The 25,609-nt window shown below is 43.4% G+C and carries 24 protein-coding genes; 6 read left to right on the plus strand and 18 right to left on the minus strand.

Features of this window, described 5'->3' with window-relative positions:
• Positions 1–151 precede the first annotated feature (151 nt).
• From nqrF to BY457_RS06285, 6 genes are all read right to left on the minus strand, one after another.
• On the minus strand, positions 152–1,411 hold the full coding sequence (gene nqrF, locus BY457_RS06260; RefSeq protein WP_106152488.1) for an NADH:ubiquinone reductase (Na(+)-transporting) subunit F: 1,260 nt from the start codon (positions 1,409–1,411) through the stop codon (positions 152–154).
• Between the two features lie 15 nt (positions 1,412–1,426).
• Entirely contained in the window at positions 1,427–2,044 is a 618-nt protein-coding gene (gene nqrE / locus BY457_RS06265; protein WP_106152489.1) for an NADH:ubiquinone reductase (Na(+)-transporting) subunit E, read from the minus strand.
• A gap of 82 nt (positions 2,045–2,126) precedes the next feature.
• On the minus strand, positions 2,127–2,789 hold the full coding sequence (locus BY457_RS06270; protein ID WP_106152490.1) for an NADH:ubiquinone reductase (Na(+)-transporting) subunit D: 663 nt from the start codon (positions 2,787–2,789) through the stop codon (positions 2,127–2,129).
• A 12-nt stretch (positions 2,790–2,801) separates the two neighbouring features.
• Positions 2,802–3,503, minus strand: a complete 702-nt coding sequence (nqrC, locus tag BY457_RS06275; protein WP_106152491.1) for an NADH:ubiquinone reductase (Na(+)-transporting) subunit C — start codon at positions 3,501–3,503, stop codon at positions 2,802–2,804.
• A gap of 11 nt (positions 3,504–3,514) precedes the next feature.
• Positions 3,515–4,675 (minus strand): NADH:ubiquinone reductase (Na(+)-transporting) subunit B, encoded by a 1,161-nt coding sequence (locus BY457_RS06280; RefSeq protein WP_106152492.1) that lies wholly within the window; start codon positions 4,673–4,675, stop codon positions 3,515–3,517.
• 41 nt (positions 4,676–4,716) lie between these two features.
• Positions 4,717–6,066 (minus strand): Na(+)-translocating NADH-quinone reductase subunit A, encoded by a 1,350-nt coding sequence (locus BY457_RS06285; protein WP_106152493.1) that lies wholly within the window; start codon positions 6,064–6,066, stop codon positions 4,717–4,719.
• Between the two features lie 88 nt (positions 6,067–6,154).
• On the opposite strand from BY457_RS06285, the gene BY457_RS06290 reads away from it, so the two are divergent.
• Positions 6,155–7,498 carry a type IX secretion system plug protein gene (locus BY457_RS06290; RefSeq protein ID WP_106152494.1) on the plus strand — a complete coding sequence of 448 codons (1,344 nt, stop codon included), beginning with the start codon at positions 6,155–6,157 and terminating at the stop codon, positions 7,496–7,498.
• A gap of 157 nt (positions 7,499–7,655) precedes the next feature.
• Here BY457_RS06290 and BY457_RS06295 read toward each other — a convergent pair whose 3' ends face one another.
• Both BY457_RS06295 and BY457_RS06300 read right to left on the minus strand, forming a co-directional pair.
• The gene (locus BY457_RS06295; RefSeq protein WP_106152495.1) at positions 7,656–10,082 is read right to left on the minus strand and encodes a GumC family protein; all 2,427 of its coding nucleotides are present in this window, start codon (positions 10,080–10,082) and stop codon (positions 7,656–7,658) included.
• Positions 10,083–10,095: 13 nt separating this feature from the next.
• Entirely contained in the window at positions 10,096–10,800 is a 705-nt protein-coding gene (locus BY457_RS06300; protein ID WP_258176638.1) for a polysaccharide biosynthesis/export family protein, read from the minus strand.
• 622 nt (positions 10,801–11,422) lie between these two features.
• On the opposite strand from BY457_RS06300, the gene BY457_RS06310 reads away from it, so the two are divergent.
• Entirely contained in the window at positions 11,423–12,016 is a 594-nt protein-coding gene (locus tag BY457_RS06310) for a YqgE/AlgH family protein (protein ID WP_106152498.1), read from the plus strand.
• Between the two features lie 586 nt (positions 12,017–12,602).
• Here the strand turns inward: BY457_RS06310 and BY457_RS06320 are convergent.
• From BY457_RS06320 to BY457_RS06335, 4 genes are all read right to left on the minus strand, one after another.
• Positions 12,603–13,475, minus strand: a complete 873-nt coding sequence (locus BY457_RS06320) for an aminotransferase class IV (protein ID WP_106152499.1) — start codon at positions 13,473–13,475, stop codon at positions 12,603–12,605.
• A gap of 11 nt (positions 13,476–13,486) precedes the next feature.
• On the minus strand, positions 13,487–14,110 hold the full coding sequence (locus tag BY457_RS06325; protein ID WP_106152500.1) for a rhomboid family intramembrane serine protease: 624 nt from the start codon (positions 14,108–14,110) through the stop codon (positions 13,487–13,489).
• 55 nt (positions 14,111–14,165) lie between these two features.
• Positions 14,166–15,176, minus strand: a complete 1,011-nt coding sequence (holA, locus tag BY457_RS06330; protein ID WP_106152501.1) for a DNA polymerase III subunit delta — start codon at positions 15,174–15,176, stop codon at positions 14,166–14,168.
• A gap of 254 nt (positions 15,177–15,430) precedes the next feature.
• Positions 15,431–16,207 (minus strand): AMP nucleosidase, encoded by a 777-nt coding sequence (locus tag BY457_RS06335; RefSeq protein WP_106152502.1) that lies wholly within the window; start codon positions 16,205–16,207, stop codon positions 15,431–15,433.
• Between the two features lie 78 nt (positions 16,208–16,285).
• Here BY457_RS06335 and BY457_RS06340 point away from each other — a divergent pair, with 78 nt between their 5' ends.
• On the plus strand, positions 16,286–16,735 hold the full coding sequence (locus BY457_RS06340) for a type I restriction enzyme HsdR N-terminal domain-containing protein (RefSeq protein ID WP_106152503.1): 450 nt from the start codon (positions 16,286–16,288) through the stop codon (positions 16,733–16,735).
• Positions 16,736–17,078: 343 nt separating this feature from the next.
• Here the strand turns inward: BY457_RS06340 and BY457_RS06345 are convergent, their stop codons facing one another.
• From BY457_RS06345 to recR, 6 genes are all read right to left on the minus strand, one after another.
• Positions 17,079–17,606, minus strand: a complete 528-nt coding sequence (locus BY457_RS06345) for a GNAT family N-acetyltransferase (protein ID WP_106152683.1) — start codon at positions 17,604–17,606, stop codon at positions 17,079–17,081.
• 65 nt (positions 17,607–17,671) lie between these two features.
• On the minus strand, positions 17,672–19,267 hold the full coding sequence (locus BY457_RS06350; RefSeq protein WP_106152504.1) for a PD40 domain-containing protein: 1,596 nt from the start codon (positions 19,265–19,267) through the stop codon (positions 17,672–17,674).
• A gap of 175 nt (positions 19,268–19,442) precedes the next feature.
• Entirely contained in the window at positions 19,443–20,576 is a 1,134-nt protein-coding gene (locus BY457_RS06355; RefSeq protein ID WP_106152505.1) for a glycosyltransferase family 2 protein, read from the minus strand.
• A gap of 33 nt (positions 20,577–20,609) precedes the next feature.
• On the minus strand, positions 20,610–21,044 hold the full coding sequence (locus BY457_RS06360) for a BT0820 family HAD-type phosphatase (RefSeq protein ID WP_106152506.1): 435 nt from the start codon (positions 21,042–21,044) through the stop codon (positions 20,610–20,612).
• Between the two features lie 14 nt (positions 21,045–21,058).
• The gene (locus tag BY457_RS06365) at positions 21,059–21,409 is read right to left on the minus strand and encodes a hypothetical protein (protein WP_258176639.1); all 351 of its coding nucleotides are present in this window, start codon (positions 21,407–21,409) and stop codon (positions 21,059–21,061) included.
• A 138-nt stretch (positions 21,410–21,547) separates the two neighbouring features.
• Entirely contained in the window at positions 21,548–22,171 is a 624-nt protein-coding gene (gene recR, locus BY457_RS06370) for a recombination mediator RecR (protein ID WP_010664532.1), read from the minus strand.
• A 591-nt stretch (positions 22,172–22,762) separates the two neighbouring features.
• Here recR and BY457_RS06375 point away from each other — a divergent pair.
• From BY457_RS06375 to BY457_RS06385, 3 genes are all read left to right on the plus strand, one after another.
• Positions 22,763–24,208, plus strand: a complete 1,446-nt coding sequence (locus BY457_RS06375; protein ID WP_106152508.1) for a sodium:solute symporter — start codon at positions 22,763–22,765, stop codon at positions 24,206–24,208.
• A 227-nt stretch (positions 24,209–24,435) separates the two neighbouring features.
• Positions 24,436–25,014 carry a LemA family protein gene (locus tag BY457_RS06380; protein WP_106152509.1) on the plus strand — a complete coding sequence of 193 codons (579 nt, stop codon included), beginning with the start codon at positions 24,436–24,438 and terminating at the stop codon, positions 25,012–25,014.
• A gap of 158 nt (positions 25,015–25,172) precedes the next feature.
• Positions 25,173–25,604 carry a TPM domain-containing protein gene (locus BY457_RS06385; RefSeq protein ID WP_106152510.1) on the plus strand — a complete coding sequence of 144 codons (432 nt, stop codon included), beginning with the start codon at positions 25,173–25,175 and terminating at the stop codon, positions 25,602–25,604.
• Positions 25,605–25,609 lie beyond the last annotated feature (5 nt).

Consider the following 25,609-nt stretch of genomic DNA (forward strand, 5'->3'; position numbering starts at 1 on the left):
AAAATGGCATTACGTAATTCCCTAATAAGAAAAATCCTGATTTTTTGGGGATTGCCTTATACAAAAACAGGTGATGTGTAAACAAACTGAAGGTCTGGAAAATGATCATCAAAAAAAGCCCCGTCTGTTTTGACGGGGCTTTTTTTATCGTTTACGATCCAAAATCATCAAATGCAATCATTTCGTCGGGTACACCGAGGTCGTACAGCATCTTTTGAACCGCTGCGTTCATCATCGGTGGTCCGCAGAGGTAGTACTCAATCTCTTCGGGTTCATCATGTTTACTCAGGTATTCTTCAAAAATTACCGAGTGAATGAAGCCGGTTGAACCTTCCCAGTTGTCTTCGGGCAGTGGCTCAGAGAGCGCAATGGTGAAGTCGAAATTGTCGAAATTGTTTTCAATTTCACGGAAATCTTCCTCATAAAAGATCTCGCGCTTGGAACGTGCACCATACCAGAACGTGGCTTTGCGGTCGGTTTTTTCGGTATGGAAAAGGTGGAAGATGTGTGAGCGCATGGGCGCCATTCCGGCACCACCGCCAATAAACATCATCTCACGCTTGGTATCTTTAATAAAGAATTCTCCGTAAGGACCTGAAATGGTTACTTTGTCACCTTTTTTGCGGGAGAAGATGAATGAAGAACAAACTCCGGGGTTGATCTTCTGGAATCCTCCGTTTACTCTGTCGAAAGGAGGTGTGGCGATACGGATGTTCAACATGATGATGTTGTTCTCAGCCGGGTGGTTGGCCATTGAATAAGCACGGAATGTTGGTTCCGGGTTTTTCATTTTCAGATCAAACATGTTGAATTTTTCCCAGTCACCACGGAATTCTTCTTCCACTTCGATGTCTTTGAAATCCACCTCAATCTTGGGAACATCAATCTGAATATAACCACCTGATCTGAAGTCGAGGGTTTCGCCTTCTGGCAGTTGTACCACAAATTCCTTGATGAAAGTCGCCACGTTTTTGTTGGAAACCACGGTACATTCCCATTTCTTAATACCCAGAATCTCCTGAGGGATTTCCATTTTGATATTGTCTTTCACCTTTACCTGACAGGCCAGACGCCAGTCTGAAGCCTGTTCCTTGCGGGTGAAATACCCTGTTTCTGTGGGCAGAATTGAACCTGCACCATCATGAACCTGGCAACGACACATGGCGCAGGTACCACCTCCACCACAAGCAGAAGGTAAAAATATTTTGTTGCTGCCCAATGCCGAAAGAAGAGTCTGGCCACTTTCAACTTCCAGTTCTTTTTCACCTTCATTGATGTTGATGGTTACTTTCCCTGACGGTGTCAGTTTTTTCTTGGCATAAAGCAGTATCGATACCAGCAGGATGATCACTGTCAGAAAGACAACGGCGCTGGTGATGATTACCGGGATTGAAATTGCTAATATGTTCATTTTCGAGTGCTCTTTTTAAAGTTGAATACCCATGAAACTCATAAATGCGATACCCATCAGTCCGGTGATGATAAAGGTGATACCTAAACCACGCAGCGGAGCGGGAACATCAGAGTACTTAATCTTCTCTCGAATGGCAGCGATACCTACAATAGCCAGTAGCCAGCCGATACCCGAACCAAATCCGAATACAGCAGCTTCGCCGATGTTGGCATAGTCGCGTTCCTGCATAAACAGGGATCCTCCTAGGATGGCACAGTTCACTGCAATCAAGGGCAGGAAGATACCCAGGGAGGTATAGAGGGCAGGTGCAAATTTCTCTACTACCATTTCAACCAATTGCACCATGGAGGCAATGACGGCAATAAACATGATGAAGCTAAGGAAACTAAGGTTGATGTCTTCAAATCCTTCTCCCAGCCAGCTTAATGCGCCTTCTTTCAAAACGTAATTTTCCAGCAGGTAGTTGGCTGGTACGGTGATCGCCAGCACAAATACAACTGCTACCCCCAGTCCAAAAGAGGTTTTCACGGTTTTGGACACTGCGAGGTAAGAACACATACCCAGGAAGTAGGCAAAAATCATGTTCTCTATGAAAATGGACTTAACAAATATGTTTAGCAGATTTTCCATTTCTCTGTGATTATTTGTTGTTTCTTGTTTTCAGATTCCCGGAAAGAAATCCGATTCGATTCTTGTTTCTTCTGCTTGGTGTTTAGCTTATATCCACCAAATCTTTGTTCTTCGAACGTTGAACCCAGATGATGATACCAACGGTAATCAATGCCATGGGAGGCAGAATCATCAGTCCGTTATCCACATAACCCCATTCGTAAACAATGTCAGGAACAATCTGAACCTCTCCGATTCCCGGGAAGGTCAGGTTGCCTGTTCCGAATAGCTCACGAACAAAACCAACAATTACCAGAATGAGTCCATATCCGGCAGCATTCCCGAACCCGTCGAGCACGGCCGGCCAGGGTTTGTTGCCCAAAGCAAATGCTTCCAGACGTCCCATAATGATACAGTTGGTAATGATCAGACCCACAAATACCGAGAGCTGTTTGCTTACTTCGTAGGCGAAAGCTTTCAGAATCTGGTCAACCAGAATTACCAGAGATGCCACTATCGTCAGCTGAACAATGATTCTGATACGCGACGGAATGGTATTTCGTAACAACGATACAATCAGGTTTGAAAAAACAAGTACAAATACCACCGAGAGTGACATCACGATGGAAGGTTCAAGTTTTGCGGTAACCGCCAGCGCTGAACAGATACCCAGTACCTGTACGGTAATCGGGTTTTGTGCCCCCAGCGGTGTGGTTAATAACTTCAGGTTCTTCGATGAGAACAAAGGTTCTTTCTCACTACTCATAGTTCCCTCTTTTTATTTTTTTAAAAATGCTTCGTAGCCGTTAAAGTAATCTTCCAGCATGTCGTCGAGACCCTTACTGGTAATGGTACCACCCGAAATGGCATCCACTCCGTGCGGAGCATCGTCGGGCACACCGCCTTTTACAACGTTCACTGATACCAACTCGCCATTGTCGAAGATGGTTTTACCCTTGAATTGTTGCTGAAAGGCATCGGTGGAAATTTCTGCTCCCAACCCGGGTGTTTCTCCTTTGTGGTCGAAAGTAGCTCCGAAAATGGTGTTTTTATCTTCGTTGAGGGCAACATATCCCCAGATAGGGCCCCAAAGGCCTTTTCCGCGAACGGGAAGGATGTATTTTACCTCTCCGTTGTCCAGATGACACTCAAAAACAGGATATTGTCTGTCCGAAAGAGGTTTCCTTACCTCTTTGCTCAGGTCGATGTTGAAGGCAGCCTGGGGTTTAACATCCTGACGTTCACCTTCAAAATTTACGATATAGACATTCTCTCCGATGTATTGCTCATACTTTTCGGCAACATTGGCAGTTGTACTTTCGATGCTAACCGATTTGAGTATGTCTATCATTTTTGCCTCTTCTTCATTCTTCTTTTGGATGGGGTTGAGGGCCTCGGCAACAAACGCAAGTACCGTAGCCACTACAATTACCATTACCGAAGCATAAAGAAAAGTATATTTATTTCCTTGTCTGTCCATTTTATCAATTGTTATGCGTTTACACTTGCTCTTTTCAGACGTCGTTTAATATTGCCTTCCACCACGAAATGGTCGATCAGCGGTGCAAATGTATTCATCAGCAGGATGGCCAGCATTACACCTTCTGGGTAAGCCGGGTTGAAAACCCTGATCATGATACTCAGCACTCCAATGAGGAAGCCGTAAATGTATTTTCCTCTGGTGGTGCGGGTGGCCGATACGGGATCGGTAGCCATAAATACAGCACCAAAAGCAAATCCACCTAACACCAGATGGTGAAGGGCCGGAATTTGCATCAGCGGGGTGGACCCGATTGCATTAAATCCGAGTGCCATTAAGAATCCTCCGGCAAAAACCGAAAGCATGATTCGCCAGCTTCCGACACCTGTATAGATCAGGATTACTGCTCCCAGTAAAATGGCCAGAGTGGAGGTTTCTCCGATAGAACCCGGGATGAAGCCCAGGAAGCTGTCCATCAGAGAGAACTTATCAATATTTCCTGAAGTAACAGCGGCTCCCAGTGCCGTAGCACCTGAGTATCCGTCAACAATTCCTTCGCCACCGGATAGTCCGCTGATCCAGATGGTGTCGCCCGACATATGTGCAGGGTAGGCAAAAAAGAGAAATGCTCTTGCCAAAAGTGCGGGGTTCCAGATGTTCATACCTGTTCCTCCAAAAACTTCCTTGCCAATAATTACTGCAAAAGCAGTGGCTACAGCAACCATCCACAAAGGGATGTCAACAGGAAGCACCAGTGGAATCAGCATCCCGGAAACCAGAAAGCCTTCATTTACTTCGTGACCACGCAATTGAGCAAAAATAAACTCAATGATAAGGCCCGTTCCGTAAGAGACTACAATGATCGGGAATACCTTTAAAAAACCGTGCAGCACCATGGGCCAGAAATCGGCCTCCTGGCCGGTGGCCAGAAAGTGCTGATAGCCTGCGTTCCAGATACCAAAAAGGAGTGCCGGAACCAGGGCCAGAACTACTGTGGCCATGGTACGTTTCATATCCATGGCGTCGCGTACATGCACCCCGTTCTTGTTGGTTGTATTGGGAACAAACAACAGGGTTTCGAATGCATCGAATGTGGAGTGCAACTTCTCAAACTTCCCGCCTTTTTCAAAGTGGGGTTTGATTTTATCTATATAATTCCGTAATGCCTTCATTCGAAAGTATTTGTTTTTTTTGTTATGAAACCGGAAGGATCTTACCCCAGCTCCTTAATCATTAAATCTATTCCGTCGCGAAGAATTTTCTGCAAATTCAGTTTCGAGGTACATACAAATTCGCACAAAGCAATGTCTTCTTCAGCCAGTTCATAAATTCCCAGTTGTTCCATCTTGTCGATGTCTTCAACCAAAATGGCTTTAAAAAGCTGCTCTGCCATGATGTCCATGGGCAATACTTTTTCGTATTCGCCTGAAACCACTATCGCTCTTTTTCCTCCATGCATATTGGCATTTAAGCGATACTCTTTTTTCGGATTCAACCAGCTGAAAAAAGAACGGGATACACTGTATTTCCCAAATCCGGGGGCGGCCCATCCCATGAATTCAAATTCATCTCCTTCGGGGATGGCAGTCAACTGATTGTGATAAAATCCAAGATATCCGTCGTCGCTGACCTGTGAGCCGGTTAGCACATTCCCGCTGATGAGCCGGATGTTTTCGGAAGTATTTAAGTTGTCTTTGATGAATGGAGTTATCTGCGCACCCAGAATGGTATGGAAATAGGCGGGCTTCTTTACCTCCGAGCCGGCCACCACAATGGTTCTTTCGAAATCCGGTTTTCCGTTGGTGAACAATTTTCCAATTGCTGCAACTTCCTGTGGCTGGATGGTCCATATCACATCGCCTTTATTAATGGGCATGATGTGACCGATCTGAATACCAACATTGCCAGCCGGATGCGGCCCTCTGAAACGGTGTGTCTCAACGCCGCTGATATTGGTGTAAAGTTTGGAAGCTGCATCATCGTTGATACCGATGTGTATCTGATCGGCCAGCTTTTTAAGAACATCGATTCCGGCCTGGAACTCTTTCTCTTTGCCCGTCATTACAAAATCGTAGTCGGGTGCAAGAGGAGCACTGTCGAATCCGGAAATGAAGATGGCTTTTGGTGTATCTCCTGTGCGTGCAATGATGTTGTATGGACGCTGACGCAGGTAAGGCCATGCGCCTGCTTCCAGCATTTTTTTCACCACAGCATCACGGTCCTGAGATGCAACATCACCGGTGCCAAAGTCGAGGCTCTCATTCTGTCCGTCCGACTGCACCACCACTTCCAGTATTTTACGGCGCTCGCCGCGAATCACGGCTTTTAGTTCACCGCTCACCGGAGATACAAACTTTACATCGGGCTGATACTTGTCGTAGAAAAGTACCGAGCCTGCCTTAACTTTCTCGCCTTCCTTGATTACCATCTTTGGCACCACACCGTGAAAATCGGTGGGCTTAATGGCAAACAAATCGGGTAGTTGAGCCTGGCCAAAGACATTATCTGCTTTGCCTTTGAGCCGAATGTCCAACCCTTTTTTTATTTTGATTACCTCAGACATGTTTGAAAAACGGTTTTTGAATTTGTCTGCAAAAATAGTTAAATTTATTACTTTAGAGTATTTTTTAGGGCATTGAAACCACTTCGAAATGAGCAATTATATATTTTTTACATTGGGCAAACAAGTTCCACGGTCTTTTGGTTCTTGTGATTTGCGTAAAAATTTCTTTAATTTCTTCTCCGTTTTTGTTTTTTTTCTACCGTTCTCCTTGTTTTCGCAGGTCTCCCGAGAATTTAACAATCCCGAACAAATTTCTGACAATATAAAAACAGTTCTCTTTCACCGTAATGGTTGGCCCATGTCATATCCGGTAATAGGACTCGGAACAGGACAGAAGTTATTTCTTTCTTTTGATGAATTGGGAACCGATATAAAAAGTTATTATTATTCTGTTGAAATGTGTGATAAAGAGTGGGAGCCATCAGAATTGATGCGTACCGAGTATGCCGATGGTGATCAGATGATACCTGTGGAGAATTTCAGACGCTCTTTTAATACCACTTTCGACTATGTGCATTATGAATTGGTTTTTCCCAATGAAAATATTGATCTCCTTTTGTCAGGGAATTATGTGTTGAAAGTTTTTGAGGGCTTTAAAAGAGAGAATCCGGTGCTGGTAAAACGTTTTATGGTAAATGAGCAACGGGTATCGGTGGAAGCTGATGTCAAATACACGATGCAATCCTCCGGACGAAGTAATTTTCAGGAAATTGATTTCGAAGTGCATTATCCGGGACTTAGTATTATGGATCCGGGTACGGAGGTATCGGTTACCCTGATGCAAAACGGACGTACTGATAATGCCATTACAGGCCTTCCGCCGTTGTTTTTCGGAAACGACCGCATGGATTTTAATTACAACCGGGAGGTGATTATGGAAGGAGGCAATGAATTTCGCTGGGTGGATTTGCGTAGCTTCCGTTTTCAGTCAGACCATATCTCGGATATAACTTTTTACGATCCTTTTTATCATGCCGATGTTTTTACAGATCAGCATCAGGGTGACAAGCCTTATTATTATCATAAAGATTTTAACGGAAGGTATTATATTGAGGTGCAGGAGGAACAGGACCCTGAAGTTTCTGCCGATTATGCTTTTGTCCATTTTTCTCTCGACTGGATGCCCCCTGTTGGAGGAAGAGAGGTTTATCTGACCGGAGGATTGACCAACTGGCTGCTGATCGACGGGAATAAGATGGAGTATGATTTTGATCAGAATCTTTACACATTAACGTTGCTTCTTAAACAGGGATACTACAATTATCAGTACCTGGTGGTTGATGATAATGATGCCCGGGGTTCGGTTTTGCCCGTCGAGGGTAGTTTCGGGCGTACCGAAAATGATTATCTGATTCTGGTTTATTACCGTCCTGCCGGAGCTCGTTATGACCGGCTCATAGGTGCCGAGGTTGTTAATTCGGTTAATCCCTGATTTGATTATAAGATCAGTTTAAGAATCAATAGTCCGTTAAACTTTTTCAAAGCTCTGGAAATTAAGTTGTTAATTTTAAATGAGTGTTTTTTGATAAAATACAGAAGGTCAATATCTTACGATTTTATTTAATCTCTAACTTCTAAAATCTAACGATCTATTGTGAATCATAATATCCACTGTTTTTAAACCTTCCGTACCCATATCCATAACCATATCGGTTTGCGGGGCTGTAACTGTTCAGGATTTTCACATCATTGATTAACAGCCCGGTCTTGCGAATTCTTCCTGATTCTACCATATGATTAATGAAGGTTAATGCTTGTTTTTTGGATATTCCCTGCCTCAGAATGAACAGATTCAGATCTGTTTCTTCCGTAACCAGAAGTGTGTCTGCAACAAGAGCCAGTGGTGGCGTGTCGAGAATTACCATGTCGAATTTGTTGCGCATCTCATTTAGGAAACGCCCCATCTCTTCACTCTGAAGAAGTTCTGCCGGGTTGGGAGGGATGGGGCCCGAAGGGACCACAAACAGCCCGGGAAGGCGAGATTCCACCAGTACATTGTCGGCAGTCTCCGTTCCGATTAGTACGTTACTCAGCCCTTTTGAATTGTCTATGCTGAATTCGGTGTGCGTTTGTGGTTTCCGCAGATCCATTCCTACAACGAGGACTTTCTTTCCTGTCAGTGCAAAAATGGCACCCAGATTGGCGGAGCAGAAAGATTTTCCTTCGCCGGAAATGGAGGATGTAAGTGCCAGAACCGGATTTTGTGCATTTTTGCCCAGCATAAAATCAATGTTGGTTCGCAATGCCCGAAAAGATTCAGTCAACGGAGATCTGGGAAATTCAAGAACCGGTAGTTTTTTTCCCGAGCGGTAGTGCTCAATGTGAGCCAGTACAGGGATTGTGGTGTGATCTTCCACCATAAAACGAGCGTTGATCCTATTGTTCAGGCTGTCTTTGAGAATGATACCTATGGCCGGCAGCAGTAGTCCCAGCAATCCGGCAATGATCATATTTGCCAGAGGTTTTGGGGTGGTTTGAAAAGTGGTGTTTCTCAATGCCGGATCCACTATTTTATGATCCGACACGTTGGAAGCCAGTGCAATTCCGGCTTCAGCTCTTTTTTGCAACAAAAAGGTGTAGATGTTGTCATTAAGGGTAAAATCCCGTTGAATATTGATGTATTCACGTTCTGTTCCCGGAAGTTTCTGTATCTGACGGTTCACTTCCGCTATTTGGTTTTCAATAACCTCCATTTCAATGGCTGAAGTGTTGATAATGTTGCGGATGTTTTCTGTAAGCGCATCTTTAATATTTTCTATCTCTCCTGTGGCCTGTTTTACCTGCGGACTGTTTTCGCGTGCTGTCATCAGCAGGCGGTTGCGGGTTGCATAGGATTCGGCCAGGCGGCTGACCAGGTTGTTGAGTGAGGGATCTGCTATTCCCATGGTGTTCGGAACAATTACATCATCAAAATCAGTGCTGTTCATAATGTAATCATACAGATAATCATAGTATTTTGACCTGCGTTGAAGGTCGCTTTTTTGAGAAACCAGGTTTTCAAGTTTTTCCATGGCATAATTGCCTTCCGTACTGATGTTGATGACTTTGTTTCGAGACCGGAATTTCTGGAAATCAGACTCTGCTTCCTGTAGTGAGTCTGAGATTCCGCTTATTTGTTCGTCAATAAACCGGATGGTGGCACTGGCAATCTGGTTCTTCTCCTCCAGGCCGTTTTCAATAAAAGCCCGGGCATGATGGTTGAGGTAATCGGTTATTTTTTCAGGATGTTTACCCTGAAGGCTTAGTTCCAGAATGGAGGCATCATCGAAATAAAAATTGACCTGCAGGTTGTTGCTGAATTGGGAGGCTAATTGATCAGAGTCATAAAAAACCACACTGTAGTCAAAAGTGTAATGGTCAGAATTTTTATCGAACAAACCGGAGGCATATTTATCCCGAAGATTGACTGTGAAAGAGAAGTAAGGGCTCCTGATGGGCTGACCAAACCGGAAGGTATCTGTCTGGGCCACTTGTTTTTCATTGATGGTGGCTTCAAACTCCAACAGGTAACTTCCGGGAGACAAAATGCGGATGAAAAAAGGGGTGTTGTACAACTTTTTTTCATTCTCTCCTGATGTAACTTTTATGGGGGAGTTCAGGTATTGCTCACGTTGAAGCGATTGGATGCGCCAGTTTTTGGTTACACGGGGAATCTTGAAGTAACCTGTGGCCAAATCCAAATCCTTTAGCGTTCTTTTTGCCAGTGAATAGGATTTTAAAATTCCGATTTCATTCCGAATGTTGGTTTGATTGTCAAAAGAAAGATCACGAATCAGGGCTTCAGCGCCCACCGGGTTGTTTTTTTCAGAACTTACGAGAATGGTTGTTCTTCCTTTGTAAACAGGATGAGTAAATTTATTTATCAGGAAAGCAATGGAAAGTGCAATCAGCAGACCTGCAATAAAAACATACCACAAATTGGCAAACCGCTGAATCCATTTTGTGAGATCCTGCTGGCTCCCCTGAGTAAAGGTATCCTTGTGTTCTGGCGCTGAGAGTGGTTGGTGGTTTGGCATTTCAGGTGGTTTGTTATTGATTGTCAAAATATTGCAATAGCACGATAATGGTGGTTACGGATGAAAGAATCATGCTCATGGTGGGCAGGTTGATTTGAAAAGCTTTACTGCCGGATGGTTTTACATAAATAACATCGTTGGGCTTTAAAAAGAAAGCTGGAGAGGTCATCAGAACTTTTTTGGTGAGGTCAATTTCAAAAGTGGTTCTTCCTTCGGGAACCGTTCTAACAACCATGATGTTTCTTTTATCTCCCAGGTCTGTTACGTCGCCGGCTTTACCGATGGCTTCCAGAATGGTCATGTTATCGTTGTAATGACTGTAAACTCCCGGGCGTGTTACTTCTCCCAGTACAGTGACTTTGAAGTTCAGTAACCTTACAATGACAGTGGCATCGATGAGGTACTCATCTGCCATGGACTGGATGCGCTTTTCAACCTCCTGAAGCGTTAAGCCGTTCACTTCCAATGAACCCAAAACAGGGAGTTTGATTTTTCCTTCTTCATTTACCGTGAAACCATTGATGTACTGATCGGCTTCCGAAGTCATGGATGTACTGAATCCTGTGGTGGGAGCATTGTTGTAGAGTGCAGACATTTCAGGGTTGCCTGTCAGAATCCTCACGAAGAGTATATCGTCATAACTGATGTGGTATTTTTTATCCGGCTGATGATAGACCATCGTGGTGTCTTGGGCCGAGGCATTTTTCAGATATACCATTTTGCGTGGGCTTTGGCAACCGATGGCCCCCATGATTAGGAGCAACCCTGCAATTCTGATAGAAGCGTAAAACGATTTTTTTAGAATATCCGGATTTGTGTACATATAAATTAAGGTGTTGTCGTTAGCTGGGATTATTTCTAGATTATCTAATTCAATGTTTAACTGACTGCTAAATTTAGGCGTTCTCAATAAAATTAACTTGAAAATAGTTCACTATTTTTAAAAGGGCAAAGGTTTTTAAGCAATAGCCTGGGGCAACACCCCAGGCTATTGTAATAAATACTCCCCCTTTCATTATTGGTCGCGTCGCGACCAATAATGAAGGGGGTGTGGGGGTTACCTCAAAACCCAGGGCGTTGCCCCGGGCTATTGCTCTCAGCCTGTTTACATCTTACTACAAATCTATGTTTTTTGGTATCCAATTTCCAGTACCAGACCTTGAGTGTGCAGTTATATTTGATAAATAGATGAAATTGTATGGCAAAGTTTTGGAAAGCACCCTTATTTTTTCTTAATTTAGATATATAAACCGGAAGTTTTTTCATTTTTGAAAAAACAGATTGGTTATTATTACTGTTAGTTGATAACAAAATGTTTTCTTTTGAAAAACTGAGTTGTTATGAAAAATCTTGATTTTAATATTTTCCAGCCCAATAAAACCTCCCTTAAGCCTGCTGCCGGACGAGTACTCATTGCTGAGCCTTTTCTGCAGGGGCCTTATTTTGGCAGAGCCATTATATTGATTACCGAACATAATGAAAAGGGAACGGTTGGATTGGTACTTAATAAGTCCACTGAACTGTATCCTGATGAGGTGATTGATGATATCCTGAGTTTTGAGGGAGAATTGTTTGTTGGCGGGCCGGTAAGTTCAAATACATTGAATTTTCTTCATACCCTGGGGCCTGCGGTACCCGGTGCTGTGCAAATCACCGAATCTGTTTACTGGGGCGGCGACTTTGAACATCTGAAAAAGATGATAAATGAGGGAGAGGCATCGAGTAATTCGGTAAAGTTTTTTGCAGGTTACTCAGGTTGGGCACCTGATCAGCTGGATGGTGAGCTGGCAGAAAACAGTTGGGTGGTTTCCACACTCAGCGATGAGTTTATTATGACACGCGATGTTGACGACATTTGGGAAAAAGCCATGTCGCAAATGGGAGATATTTACAAGACCTGGACTAATTTCCCCAGAAATCCTGCCTTCAATTAATGTCTGCTGAAAAATATGCAAAAATCTAATAATAAGTGATTTATTGTAAATGTTGCAATTCTAAGTGCAAGGTTTTTCTTGCAATTATTTCAAAAAGGCTGCACCTGCAAGGGTAAACTGTCAACCTATCATTGTTCAAAAGAATGGTATTTTAATGAACGATTTTTACTATTAAAAAGGCAGGGTAGCCTGTCCGTTTTCCGGGCTGGCGGATAGCGGGAAGCCAAAATGGGCCAATTTCAGGGTCTTGCGCAATGGCCGGAAATTTTGGCTTTCGCGGGAGGAGAGGTTTAAACGGACTAGACCTTTTGGGTTCCTTTTTGGGGCAATGCCAAAAAGAACAGAAGAAAATATAATAAAAATTGGGCTGCTGACTTTTGCAGAAACCCCTAATTAGTGCCTGTCTATAAACTAAGCAAATTCTGTTTTTAGAAGCGTGTCTGTTCAGAAAGTGCCAGTTACAATGCCTGCCCCGATTTTTCTTCGGGGGCTTGCGAAGTCCGAAAATACGGAGTTTACTTTTCGTAAATGAGTACTTTTCGGACAAACGTAACGTAGTAAATGGTATTTTATGGACAGACACTAATTAATCCGGAGCTATAGTTTTCAATTGATTGTTCAGCCAGTTCTCAATTTGTTTGGGGATCCGGTTGAAATAACGCTTGTGCTCAAAAGCCACTACCCAGGTGATACCGGAAATCGAATTGGAGAGAAATATTTCTTCGGCATCCATCAGTTCTTCTTTGGAAGCACCGCTGTTTTCTTTTAGCTCTGCGTTGATTTCTTTAGCAAATTTGAAGATTTGTCGTCGCATAATGCCGTCCACACATCCCGAAGATAGCGACGGGGTATAAATGGTATTGTTTTTCACCCAAAACAGATTGGAACTGATGCTTTCTATAATTTTTTTATCCTGATTAACGATGAGGCAGTCATCCCAATAGTTCTCTTTTTTGTGGATGCCGGCCAGAATAGACGGAGTGCAGGAGAGGGTTTTGTAGCTTGCTGCCAGGCTCCATGCTTTTGGGAACCCGGTAAACAGTCCGATGCGTATCCCATCGCGGTTGAGATGATACCCTTTGTCATCAAGCGGAAAGGCTTCCAGCAGCCATGCAGGACTGTTGGTTTCGGGTGTGTACAAGCCTCCTTCGCGTCGAAAGACGGTCAGCCGTACCCGTGCATCATAAAAAATCCGGTTTCTGACGATTAATTTTTCAATATGGTTTTTAAGTACGGAAAGAGAGGGGAGACCTGCTGCGGTTAATTTAAGAGTGGCCATGCCCCGTAAAAGCCGATCGTAGTGCTCTTCGAAAAACAACGGAATGGTTTTGTGACACCGAATGGTTTCGAACAATCCGTCGCCGTACCGGAAGGCTCTGTTTTCAGGGGAAAAGAGCGGGCGATCGGTTTCATAAAAATGACCGTTAAGAATAAGGTATTTTTTATTGCCGGGAGGCATGAAGAAGCGGCTTAAAAGTTAAAACTAATGAGTTCATTAAAAAAATGCAGAGCCAGTTTGGGTTCATAAAAGAGCGGAAATATCAATCCGTAGATGGCTCCGTAATAGTGCGCATCATGACCAATGTTATCCACATTTTTTCCGGCCATATATTTGGAATAAATAATGTAAAGGACACCGAAAATTATTCCCGGAATGGGAATGATGCCAAACAGCAGAATGGGATTGTAAGGATTGAACAGAATAGAGGTGAATACTACTGCAGAAACTGCTCCTGAAGCGCCAACAGCATTGTAGTGGGGATTGTTCTTTTCCTTGTTCAGAGTCGAGAGTGTCGAAACACCAAGGGCACTGACGAACAATATGAGGTAGCGAATTACGGTTCCTCCGTCAAAAGCCATGTCGAAATAATACAAAACTGCACGTCCGAAAGACCACAGTACAAACATATTGATCAGTAGGTGCATCCAGCTGCCGTGAACCAGCCCGTAAGAAAGAATACGGTGATATTCTTTTCGGTGCACCACCTGCCAGGCATTAAACTTCAACTTGTCCAGAATGTCGGGTCGGCTGAAAGCAAAAATACTGATGGCCGAAATGATGATGATGAGTATGATGTTGATATCTATGTGCATATGGAATTCTTTTCTATAAACTACTGACTACAAACTATTAACTTCGATCTCTGCTTCAATGCATAATCTTAAAAATCATCTCCTGTAAAAGATCTCCCTGGGTTGCCGAATTGTTGTTAAAACCTTTCGATTTCATGTCGTATTCGCGCAGCAGGGAGACGATGCGACGACTTTTGTTCCATCCAAAACGTCGGGAGGCCGATTGAAACTGTTTGGCCCGGAAAGGTGTGATGCCCAGCGATCCAAGATTCTGATTGCTTTTGTCCCGCGTTGCCACATAGAGCATCAGTTTACTGAAAAAGGAGAAGAGCAACCCGATGGTCAGCTGAATCGGAAAATCTTTGGGGTTTTTGGCAAATACGCGGGCAATCTGATTGGCTTTGTAAACATCCCCTTTTACGATGGCATCCTGTAGCTCAAAGTTGTTAAAGTCTTTGCTGATACCTACATAATCTTCTATGTGTTGCGGAGTGATTGTTTTTACATCGGTTCCCACTGCCACTTTCAGCTTGTCGAGGGCTTTCACCACATTGGTGAGCTTGTTTCCAAGATGCTCGACCAGTATGGTGTTGGCTTTGGGATCGATTTCCAGCCCTATGGATTTCAGGTATTTGCTGATCCAGGGCCCCACCTGGTTTTCCCAAAGCTTTTGGGATTCAAAAGTGACAAAGTCTTTCTTCTTAAGTTCTTTCCAAACCTTTGACCGTTTGTCAAACTTGTCACGGTAATTGATAACCAAAATGGTGGAGGGAGAGGGGGCTCGTAAATAGGATTCAAGAGCATTGTCGCTTTTTTTGAGGTCTTTGATGTTCTGGGCTTCCTTAACGATTACCACCTGTTTGGGAGCCATCATTGGAAACCGGCGTGCAGATTCCACCACATCCACGATGTTCACATCAGCACCGTAAAAGACCGACTGATTAAAGGCTTTCTCCTCTTCCTTGATGGCATTTTGGGCAATGTAATCGGTAATGTAATCGGCATACCAGGGTTCTTCACCCGACAGGAAATACACCTGGGCAAACTCTCCTTTTTTTAACTGTGCGACTATTTGTGCGAAATCCATAGATTAATACTTTGAACAGGCAAAGTTAAAATTTTAACCTGATTATCTCTTTATTGATTTTAATGTAACCGATAAAGAAGAAAGGCACGTGAGGGGGGTCCTGATACCCGGGGTGTTTTTCGGAACTTTTGCTCTCAGGCTTTCAGTTTGTTTACATCTTTCCTGTTTTGTGTGAAAGGTAGGTTAGAAAACGCACTACCCGGTTAAAACTTGACTACTCACTAAAAACTATTTACCATAAACTTCATTTGTTATCAGGTGTCAAACTTCAGGTGTTTCACCGATTTTCCGTTGTTGATAATCTCCTTAAGCGAATCGATGCCAATCTGAAGGTGTTCATTAACAAATTCCTTGGTAACTTTTTTGTCGCTTTCATCGGTTTTTATGCCTGTGGAAATCATGGGCTGATCTGAAACCAGCAGCAAAGCCCCTGTGGGGATTGAGTTGGCAAAACCGACTGTGAAAATCGTTGCCGATTCCATGTCGATGGCCATGGCTCTGGTTTTTGCCAGGTATTTTTTAAATCGTTCGTCGTATTCCCAAACGCGCTTGTTGGTGGTAAATACAGTACCGGTGTAATAGTCACGACCATAATCACGGATGGTGGTGGATACGGCTCTTTGCAGGCTAAAGGCCGGAAGCGCCGGAATTTCCGGAGGCAGATAGTCATTGGAGGTACCATCGCTTCGAATGGCGGCAATGGGGAGTATTAAATCACCTAATGTGTTTTTTCTTTTTAGTCCGCCACATTTCCCCAAAAATAAAACTGCCTGAGGATCCACGGCACTTAAAAGGTCCATGATGGTTGCCGCATTGGGACTTCCCATTCCAAAATTCAAAATGGTAATGCCGTCGGCGCTGCAGTTTGGCATGTTGTGTTCTTCTCCTACAATAGGCACATTATGCCATTTGGAGAACAACTCCACATAATGGTTAAAATTGGTCAGTAATATGTGCTTTGTAAATTCTTTAAGAGGCCGACCGGTGTATCTGGGCAGCCAGTTTTCAACAATTTCGTTTTTGGTCTTCATTGTAAATTGGTTTACGGTTTTTTTACGAATATAATTTAATTTTCGTATAGGGTGGTTAAATTGTCTTATTTTTGTACAATGGAGAAGTTGAATTTGCCGGAATATACTTTCAGATACAAGGAAGAAAAAGGGAAAAAGTTTATTTTCGATGAGGTTAGAGCAAAATTCGTTGCCCTGACACCGGAAGAGTGGGTCAGGCAGCATTTTTTACGGTTTATGGAGGCTCATTTGCATTATCCTAAAGCGCTTACCGGAGTGGAAAAGATGCTAAAGGTCAATGGTCTGTCTCAACGTTGTGACATTCTTCTTTACAACAGGAGAGGAGAGCCCGTACTAATTGTTGAGTGCAAGGCACCCTCGGTGCCGGTTAATACCAGGACATTAACCCAGGCTGCCAGGTACAATACTACTTTAAAAGTTCCGTTTTTGGTGCTGACCAATGGTCTGACCCATTATTGTATAAAAACAGATGTGGAGACGGGAGATCATGAGGCACTTTCGGGCTTTCCGTCTTTTGAAGAGTTGTAGTTCAGGTTACTTACTGCCCGTCTATAGAGTCGGGAAAGTTTCTGGCTGGAGCTGTGTCTGTTCAGAAGGTGCCAGTTACGAGGCTTGCGAAGTCCGGAAATACGGAGTTTACTTTTTGTAGATGAGTACTTTTCGGACAAGCGTAACGCAGTAAATGGTACTTTATGGACAGATACTACTTAGTTTCTGTTCATAAACTAAGTAAATTCTGTTTTATGAGCTGTTTCTGGTCAGAAAGTGCCAATTGCAAGGCTTGCGAAGCCGCCAAAAGCGCAGTTTACTTGCGTAAATGAGTATTTTGGCGGCAAGCGTAACGACGCAAGTGGTACTTTATGGACAGAAACTACTTAGTTGATATTTTCTGGTACATTAATTCATCTTTATAGCCCTCCGAAGTTTTCAACCATTGTTTTTTTCTACCGACAAAAGTGAAGTCAAGACTTTCGAAAAGTTTAATGCTGGCGGTGTTCTCCTCGGAAATATCGCAGAAAATCTGATGCAGTCCGAGGTGTGAAAAAGCATATTCAGCAAAGAGGGCCACTGCCTCCCGTGCATAACCTTTTTCTCTTTCCTGCTTGTAAATCATTACTCCAATGCCTCCGCGTGAATGGTAGGGGTCAAAATCGAACAGATCAATCATTCCAATGCTTTCCTGCCTGTTTTCTTTGGGAATATCAATCATCAGGCGCAGTTGTTTGGTCTGATAAATATCCAGTGAAATCTGGTTGATGTAAGTCACAATCTGATGTCGGCTAAAAGGGGTAAGCGTATTGCTTACATTCCACAACTCCATCTGGTTTTCCCATTGGTAGAGCAAATCTGCATCTGCCGGTTCGAGGGCTCTGAGAATTATTTTGTCATTTCTGATCATGTGCCGGTAATTTATGCCGGCAAAAATAAATGAATGCAGCCGGTTCCCCAAAAACAGAGATGGTGTTATTCAACAGTGAGGTTACTTGTCAGCGTTATTGCCGGAAGATAAATTGCCCGGTTTTTGGATTTGTAATCGTCTCTCGCGTCCAGGTTAAATGTTTTGGTATAGGAATCATGCCCATCACATTCAATGGTAAGTTGATACTCCTGCGCAGTGGGGATGATTGCCACAAATTTTCCGGTCAGGGGATTGGTCCTGAATGTTCCCATAATCTCCTGAGAATTCAGATTTTTGACACGGATGACTGCATTCTCCGCAGGTTGATTGTCACTATTGAAAATATGTGAAGAAACCACGGCCATGGCACGTTCGTTTTCCGGCGGGAAGTGAAGTACAAACAAATCTGACAGCCCCATTCCCTGTTCCTTTTGAGAGGAGTAATAAACCCTCTGTCCGTTGGGTGTGGGAAGGTAGAAAAGATCATCAGTAGGGGTGTTGATGGGGTATCCAATGTTTTTGGGAGTACTCCATTTTCCATCTTCTGTCATCGTACTTTTAAACACATCGTATCCACCCATAGAGTTTTTCCCGGATGAGGAGTAATAGAGTGTTTTTCCGTCGGGATGGATAAACGGACTCTCTTCATCCCGGGGTGAGTTGATGGTTTCTCCGGCATTAACGGGCATTCCCCAGGTTCCGTCAGGCAGCTTGCCGGAAGAGTAAATATCTTTGCCTCCCAAACCTCCGGGTCTTTCACTGGAAAAATAAATGGTATTTCCGTCGGGGGAAAAGGATGCATGAGTCTCTTTGAAGCCTGAATTAATAGGGGCCGGAAGTGGCTCAGGGTCGGTCCATCCTTCAAATGTTTTGTAGGTAATAAAGAGAGCTCCTTCAACGCCAAAGTTTTCGAAGAATATCAATCCCTGTCCATCGGGCGTAAGTCCCACTGTGGCACGATTGGTTCCACCGTATCCGGGGATTTCCAATACTTTTGGGGTGGTCCATTGACCATTGCGCCAGTGGCTGGCGAAAATATTCTCAAAGAAAGGGCCATCAATCCGTGAACTATCCACAGGCCGGGTTGAGGTAAAGTAAATGGTTGATTCATCGTACAAAACAATGGGGCTGTGGTCCTCAAAGGGGCTGTTAATAATGGCACCCAGGTGCTCAACTTTTCTATCTACAGGGGTCTCTTTTAATTTCAGGTAGTTTTCACAATAGGCAATTTCCTGTTCGATGTCTTCAATAAACTCGGTGCTTCGGGTGTGTGTTTTTACCAGGTTGAATTTCTCACATGCTTTTTCCGGTTCTTTATTTAACCGATATGCCTGACCCAGGTAAAAATGAGCCTCCAGGGCCTGGTTGCTGCTGTTTTTCTTTAGCGGATAAAGTGCTGCTGCTTTTTCCAGAGATGCTATAGCTTTTTGTAGTTCATGATCGTTGGCCAGGTGGCTGAAGCCTGTTAGCAGAAGTGCTTCCGGATGATCCTGGTTTGCAAGAGGGGTGAGCACTTTGATTGCTTCGTCATAATAGGCAATTTCGATAAGCTGGTTGGCTTCACGGATTATTTTTCGGGTTGACTGAGCAGCAGCATTATTGAAAAAAAAGCTAATTATGATTATCGTTGTAACAAAAAAAGCGTAAAGTTTTCTCGACATGATGGCGGTATTTTAGCCTGATAAATTATTGCATTTTCGTAAGAAATTGAATTTTCAGGTTAGGTTTCAACGCGTTAAAATACGAAATTTTGGTTGTTGTGGGAACAGCTATTTTAAGGAGTTTTTTTAACGATTGGTTTTTTGTGATGAAAAACCGTTTTTTAGTGATGTTTGACTATAATAAAATTTGCACAAAGTGATTTTTGTCACTGAGTTCGAACAGATTTCCTGTCTCATCGTGGTATAAAAAAATCTTTGGCTCACCCGGGGATCTTTCGGCTATCAGGGTAATAAGTTTTGATGGAGAAAGCTCCAACGTAGATAAAAGCAAGCCGGGTTTTTTGTTTTTTGAATATGTCCCGGAGATTGCCTTTGGTTGAATTGCTTTTATTGCCCGGTAGGACGATTCCTGTGTAAAGGAGGGTTGTGTGCTGTTTTTTCCGGATGTGCTGTTTCTAAAAAACATACGCCATTGTGCGAATTGCTTCAACAGGCTGATGCTGGATTTTATGAAAAAACATTGTAATTGGGAGTGGTGGTTTTTGTAATACTTTTGATAAAACAAACTCATGGAGTTGTGAAAGAGGGATGGGTAGTTTCTTGATTGTCTGGAGGTCTGTCCTTTGAAGTGAATGATCCGGATACGGGGGTTGTACCAGACTTCCAGTCGGGCTCTGGCAATCTGAACAGAAAGATCGATGTCTTCTGCAAACATAAAAAAGCGGGGATCAAAGCCTCCTGTTAGCTGCATTGCTTTTCGGGTTACTGCCATGAATGCTCCGGACAGGACGGGAACCTTGAAAGGAGCATTGGATGAGCTTTGCTGTACATAATAGCTCCATCTTTCCTCTTTTGAATGGAAGAATTTGTCCAGTCCGCTGAACCGCAGAAAGGAAGCTGCCGGTGTGGGAAAGTTTCTTTTTGACTCCGGTAAGAAATGGCCTTGCCCGTCGATCATCATTGCTCCCATGGCTCCACATCGGGGATGCGTTTTAAAGAACTCCAGAATCTGATTCTCAAGATCCTCGGGAACAATGGTGTCAGGGTTTAAAAAGAGCGCAATGTCTCCCCGGGCTTCTGCGAATCCCCGATTACAAGCCTTTCCAAAGCCTTCGTTTTCAGTGTTGTGAATGATCCTGATGAAAGGGTATTTTTCTTTGATCTTCAGAAGAATCGGATCTTTTCCTGTATTGTCCACAATAATGACTTCTGAATGTTTCAGTCCCGATGCAGCCAACGACCACAGATAAAGATATTCTAATGGTGTGGCATGGTACGTAACGGTAATAACTGAAATGCGTGGCGTCATAAAGCAGTTTTTCTCATTGCGAATTTTGATGTGCTAATCTTTGCAAAACAGGTATTTAATGAATCCGCAAAAGGTTTTCCTTTCTGCCTTTTTGTATTTCGAAAAAAACAGTTCACGTTCCTGTTCCGATACGTCGTTGCTTAACATCTGATAAATCTCTCCCCATCCCGGGAAACCACCAATATTTCTGTCGTCAATAAAAAGGTCTGCATTGATTTTTCGACTTAATGAAGGATCATTATCTTCTTCGGGATAACTTTTATTGACTGCAAAAAACTCAAGACCGTTTTTTTTGCAGTACTCCACCGCCTCATCGAGTTCTTTACCGGCTCTGAAAGTCCATAAGATCAGTAAATGACCTTGTTTCTGGAGCGCTTTCAGGGTTTCGAAGGCAAAAAGTTTCTCCTTCCCTATTTTGGGATATTGGTGTTCAACGATGGTGCCGTCAAAATCAACTGCAATAATCATGTTCAGTTCTCTTTTTATGATTCGTTGGTCTCTTCCGGGGTATAGGGCTCAATCTCTTCCGTAATGCCGTGTTTTGTTGGTCTGTTTATGAGATAGGCCACAAATAGTAACGCGAAAATGTATAGAAAAGTATTGTCGGCTGTTATCATATAACTGAGAATGCCCAGCACAGACAGGGCTTCCAAAGTAATGATTTTTATAAGATAGCTGATTTTAAACTGGTTGACCTTTTGCTCCATGGGAAGGTCTTCAGCGATGTGTTTTATCTTCTTGGAGTGAAAGATGTAGCTCGCCGGAATTCCCCCCAGGGCTAAAATCAGAATGACGGACTTTAGATTCTCTTTTTGTGAAAGTGTCCAATCCATTAGGGGGCCTGTTTGCCTTGTGACGTAAAATGCCATGGCGGCCATGATCAGCATGATAAAAAGAAGAGCCCAGAAGATTATTTTAATTTGTTTGATTGATTTGTCCATTTTACTGAATGTCTGTATTTCTTGTTTTTTTTATAGTGCGTTTTTCTCAAATGGTTGCCGGTCCACCAAAGATCGTCCCAGCGTCACTTCATCGGCATATTCCAGCTCGTCACCAATAGCCACACCGCGCGCAATGGTGCTGAATTTCACCGGGTATTGTTGAAATTTCCGGTATAGAAAAAAATTGGTGGTGTCTCCTTCCATGGTGGTGCTCAGGGCAAAAATGATCTCTTTTACTTCTTCTGATTTCAACTTCTCCTCCAAAGGAGTAATGGTAAGGTCATCGGGACCTGTTCCATCCATAGGAGAGATCAGGCCCCCTAACACGTGGTAAATGCCCTGGTATTGGTGGGTGTTCTCAATCGCCATTACATCACGTACATTTTCTACCACACAAACCACGGAGTGGTCGCGCCGGGGATTGGAGCAGATGGAACAGATATCGCTGTCGGAAATGTTGTAACAACTTTTGCAATATTTGATTTCATCGGCCAGGGTGGTGATGGCATCTGCAAACTGGTAGGCCGATTCCTTCTCCTGTTTCAGGATATGCAATACCAGTCGGAGAGCCGTTTTCCTGCCAATCCCGGGCAGCTTGGAAAACTCATTCACCGCATTTTCAAGTATCTTGGATGGAAACTGGATATCTGACATGATTGATGTTTTAATGCTGCAAAGTTAGTAAAATAACAGGTCCGTTCGTTGAAGGTTGGCAAAACACAAAGAAAGCAAAGTATTCTCTTTATTAATCATAACACGATCAATAAAGAGCGGAAAATGTTTATTACTTAAATCTGTCAATGGTAACGTAGTGATCCAATCGCATTTTTTAACCGGACACTACTGATTGTAATTTTCTGTGGTTTGGCTCAGGCTATTGCTTAAAGACCTTCGGCTTTTCTTCGGCAAAGACGGTCTCTGAAGTTGATTTTCAGGAGGTTTTTTTTCATATCTGGATTGGTTGTTAATAATATTATGATAATCTAAGAATTTATTAAAGCGGTGAAGGATAGCTATTTGAAAGATGTCTGCTTGTACCTTGTTCGTACCTTCTTCGGGTTTTCTTCGGGTCTTGTTCGACTATTCTTCGAATCTATAGAGTCGGACAACAGTCGAAGAACAGTCGATCAAGGGTCGAAGCAGGTACGATGATGCCCCGGAGCAGGTACGAAGCGAGGTATTTTGTTTTTTTCTCCAATCTTCCCTTAAATTTGTGAACTTTGTTCCAAAACAGAATTCAGGCTTATGGATCCGTTACTGATACTTTCACTGGTAGGTGTCTATTTTGTTGTTTTGATTGCCTTATCGGTCATTACCTCCCGCAAAGCCGATAACGACAGTTTTTTTCTGGGAAACCGCCGCTCACCTTGGGTGGTGGTTGCCATCGGGATGGTGGGTGCATCCCTGTCGGGTGTTACTTTTGTTTCGGTACCCGGGTATGTGACTTCGGTCGGGTTTACCTATATGCAAATGGTGGCCGGTTTTTTTGTGGGGTATCTGGTAATTGCTTTTGTCCTGTTGCCCCTTTATTACCGGTTAAATCTCACTTCTATTTACTCTTATCTCGACGGACGTTTTGGTGTCAGTTCTTATAAATCAGGAGCGTTGCTTTTTATTGCCAGTAAGCTGGTAGGGGCGGCTGCCCGATTGTACCTGATGGCAGTGGTGTTGCAGATAGCCTTGTTCGACGATTTGGGAGTCTCGTTTGCCACTACGGTAGCTGTGTTGATTGGTTTGATTTACCTCTATACTTTTCGCGGAGGAATAAAAACCATTATCTGGACAGATGCATTGCAGACACTTTTGTTTCTGGTGGCTGTGGGCGTTACAATTTATCACATCGGGAACGAAATGAACCTGGGAGTATCGGGACTGATATCGGCCATAGGGGACAGCGGGTTGTTTAAAATATTTGAATTTGAGAACTGGCATTCTTCACAGCATTTTGTCAAGCAATTCTTTTCCGGCATTTTTATTACCATTGTCATGACCGGACTGGATCAGGATATGATGCAGAAAAACCTGAGTTGCCGAAATCTTCGGGAGTCCAGAAAGAATGTATTGTCCTACGGATTTGCTTTTGTGCCGGTCAACTTGCTTTTTCTTTCGCTGGGCGCTTTGCTGGTTGTTTTTATGCAGTTTAAAGGCATTCCCATGCCGGCCCGGGCCGATGATATTTTTCCGGTGGTGGCCACAGGAGGCTATCTTCCGCTCTCAGTAGGCGTTCTGTTTTTTCTGGGATTGCTGGCAGCTGCTCTTTCCAGTGCTGATTCGGCATTGACTTCTCTGACAACCTCTTTTTCCGTAGATATTTTGAAGGTTAATCAACTGACACCTCAGGCCGGTAAGCGAGTCCGGATGTTTGTCCATCTTTGTTTTGCCATCATAACAGGTTTTGTAATTATTGTTTTTAGAATGGCCGGGCAGGACAGTATTATTGATACTGTTTACACATTGGCCGGATATACATACGGCCCGTTGTTGGGATTGTTTGCCTTCGGTCTTTATACCCGGCGCCGGGTCAGAGATAAAGTGGTGCCGTTGATTGCCGTGCTGACACCTCTAATTACCGGAGTTATTGATTACAACGCCATTGATTGGTTCGGGTTTGCACTCGGTTTTGAGAAACTGATGCTCAACGGAGCAATGGCTTTTGGTCTTCTGTGGATATTTTCACACAAAGAGTCGTGACAGAATGGCATCTCTGAGTTTGTGGAACCATATTTGAGCGGCATAGAACATTAGAATTGAGTGTACTCCTAAAAGTAAGAATTTCGTTAAATTCGAGGCGAACGGATTTTTTGATCCGGAGTTATCGCTTGATAATGAGGATTCAAAAAAACGGCTCAACAAAGAAGTTGGCGAAATTGGACTTTTCGGAGTGGGCTCATAATTACAATAACTAAAATTTAGAAGCAATGAGAAGAATAAAGTGGATATTGATGGCAGTGGTAATGATTCCGTTACTGTCGAGTTGTGGTTATAACACAATGGTTGAGTTGGATGAGAATGTTACTGCCAGTTGGGCGCAGGTGGAGAATGTTTATCAGCGACGCGCTGATTTGATTCCCAACCTGGTAAATACCGTGAAAGGTTATGCCGAACACGAACAGGAAACTCTTCAGGGCGTAGTGGAAGCAAGATCCAAAGCTACCAGCATCAACCTGTCGGCCGATGAACTCAATGAACAAACATTACAGAATTTTCAGAAAGCACAGGAGGGGCTCTCTTCTGCATTGTCGCGTCTGATGGTGGTAATGGAGCGGTACCCCGACTTAAAAGCCAATCAGAATTTCCGTGATCTGCAGGCTCAGCTGGAAGGAACAGAGAACCGCATAGCTGTGGAACGCCGCAATTTTAATGAAGCTACGCGTGCTTACAATACCTACATCCGGCGGTTTCCAAGGAATCTGATTGCCGGAATGTTTGATTTTGAGAGTAAACCTTATTTTGAGGCTGACGAGGGATCCAGTGAGGTTCCGGAAGTGCAGTTTTAAGCAGGTCTTTAACGCAGGCTTTATTATTTCTTTTGGCTTTAAGCTTCTAACAACTTCTGTCTCCTGTCTGGCGACTGATTTCCTAAGAGCTAAGAGCCAATCGCTAATTGCTATTTTTACTACTGACTAATTCACTAATATCTAATAACCTATATTATATGGCTAAAGACCTTTTTACCGAAGATCAAAAAACGGAGATTATAAATGCAATCAAAGAAGCAGAACTAAATACTTCCGGGGAGATCCGGGTACATATCGAGAAAAGTTGTCCCGAAGATGTGATGGATCGTGCTGCTTACATATTTGAAAAGCTGAAGATGCATAAAACAGAACTTCGAAACGGAGTGCTTTTTTACCTGGCTGTAAAAGATCGGAAATTTGCCATTTTAGGCGATGCCGGAATTAATGCTAAAGTCCCGAAAGGGTTCTGGGATGAAATCAAAGAATTGATGTTGACCAGTTTTCGGGAAGGAGATTTTGCCGGCGGATTGACTCAGGGAGTTCTCCGCAGCGGAGAACAGTTGAAAACCCATTTCCCTTATCAGAAAGATGATGTGAATGAGTTGAATGATGATATTTCTTTCGGATAAATAAT

Source organism: Marinilabilia salmonicolor (assembly GCF_003003035.1).
GTDB lineage: Bacteria > Bacteroidota > Bacteroidia > Bacteroidales > Marinilabiliaceae > Marinilabilia > Marinilabilia salmonicolor_A.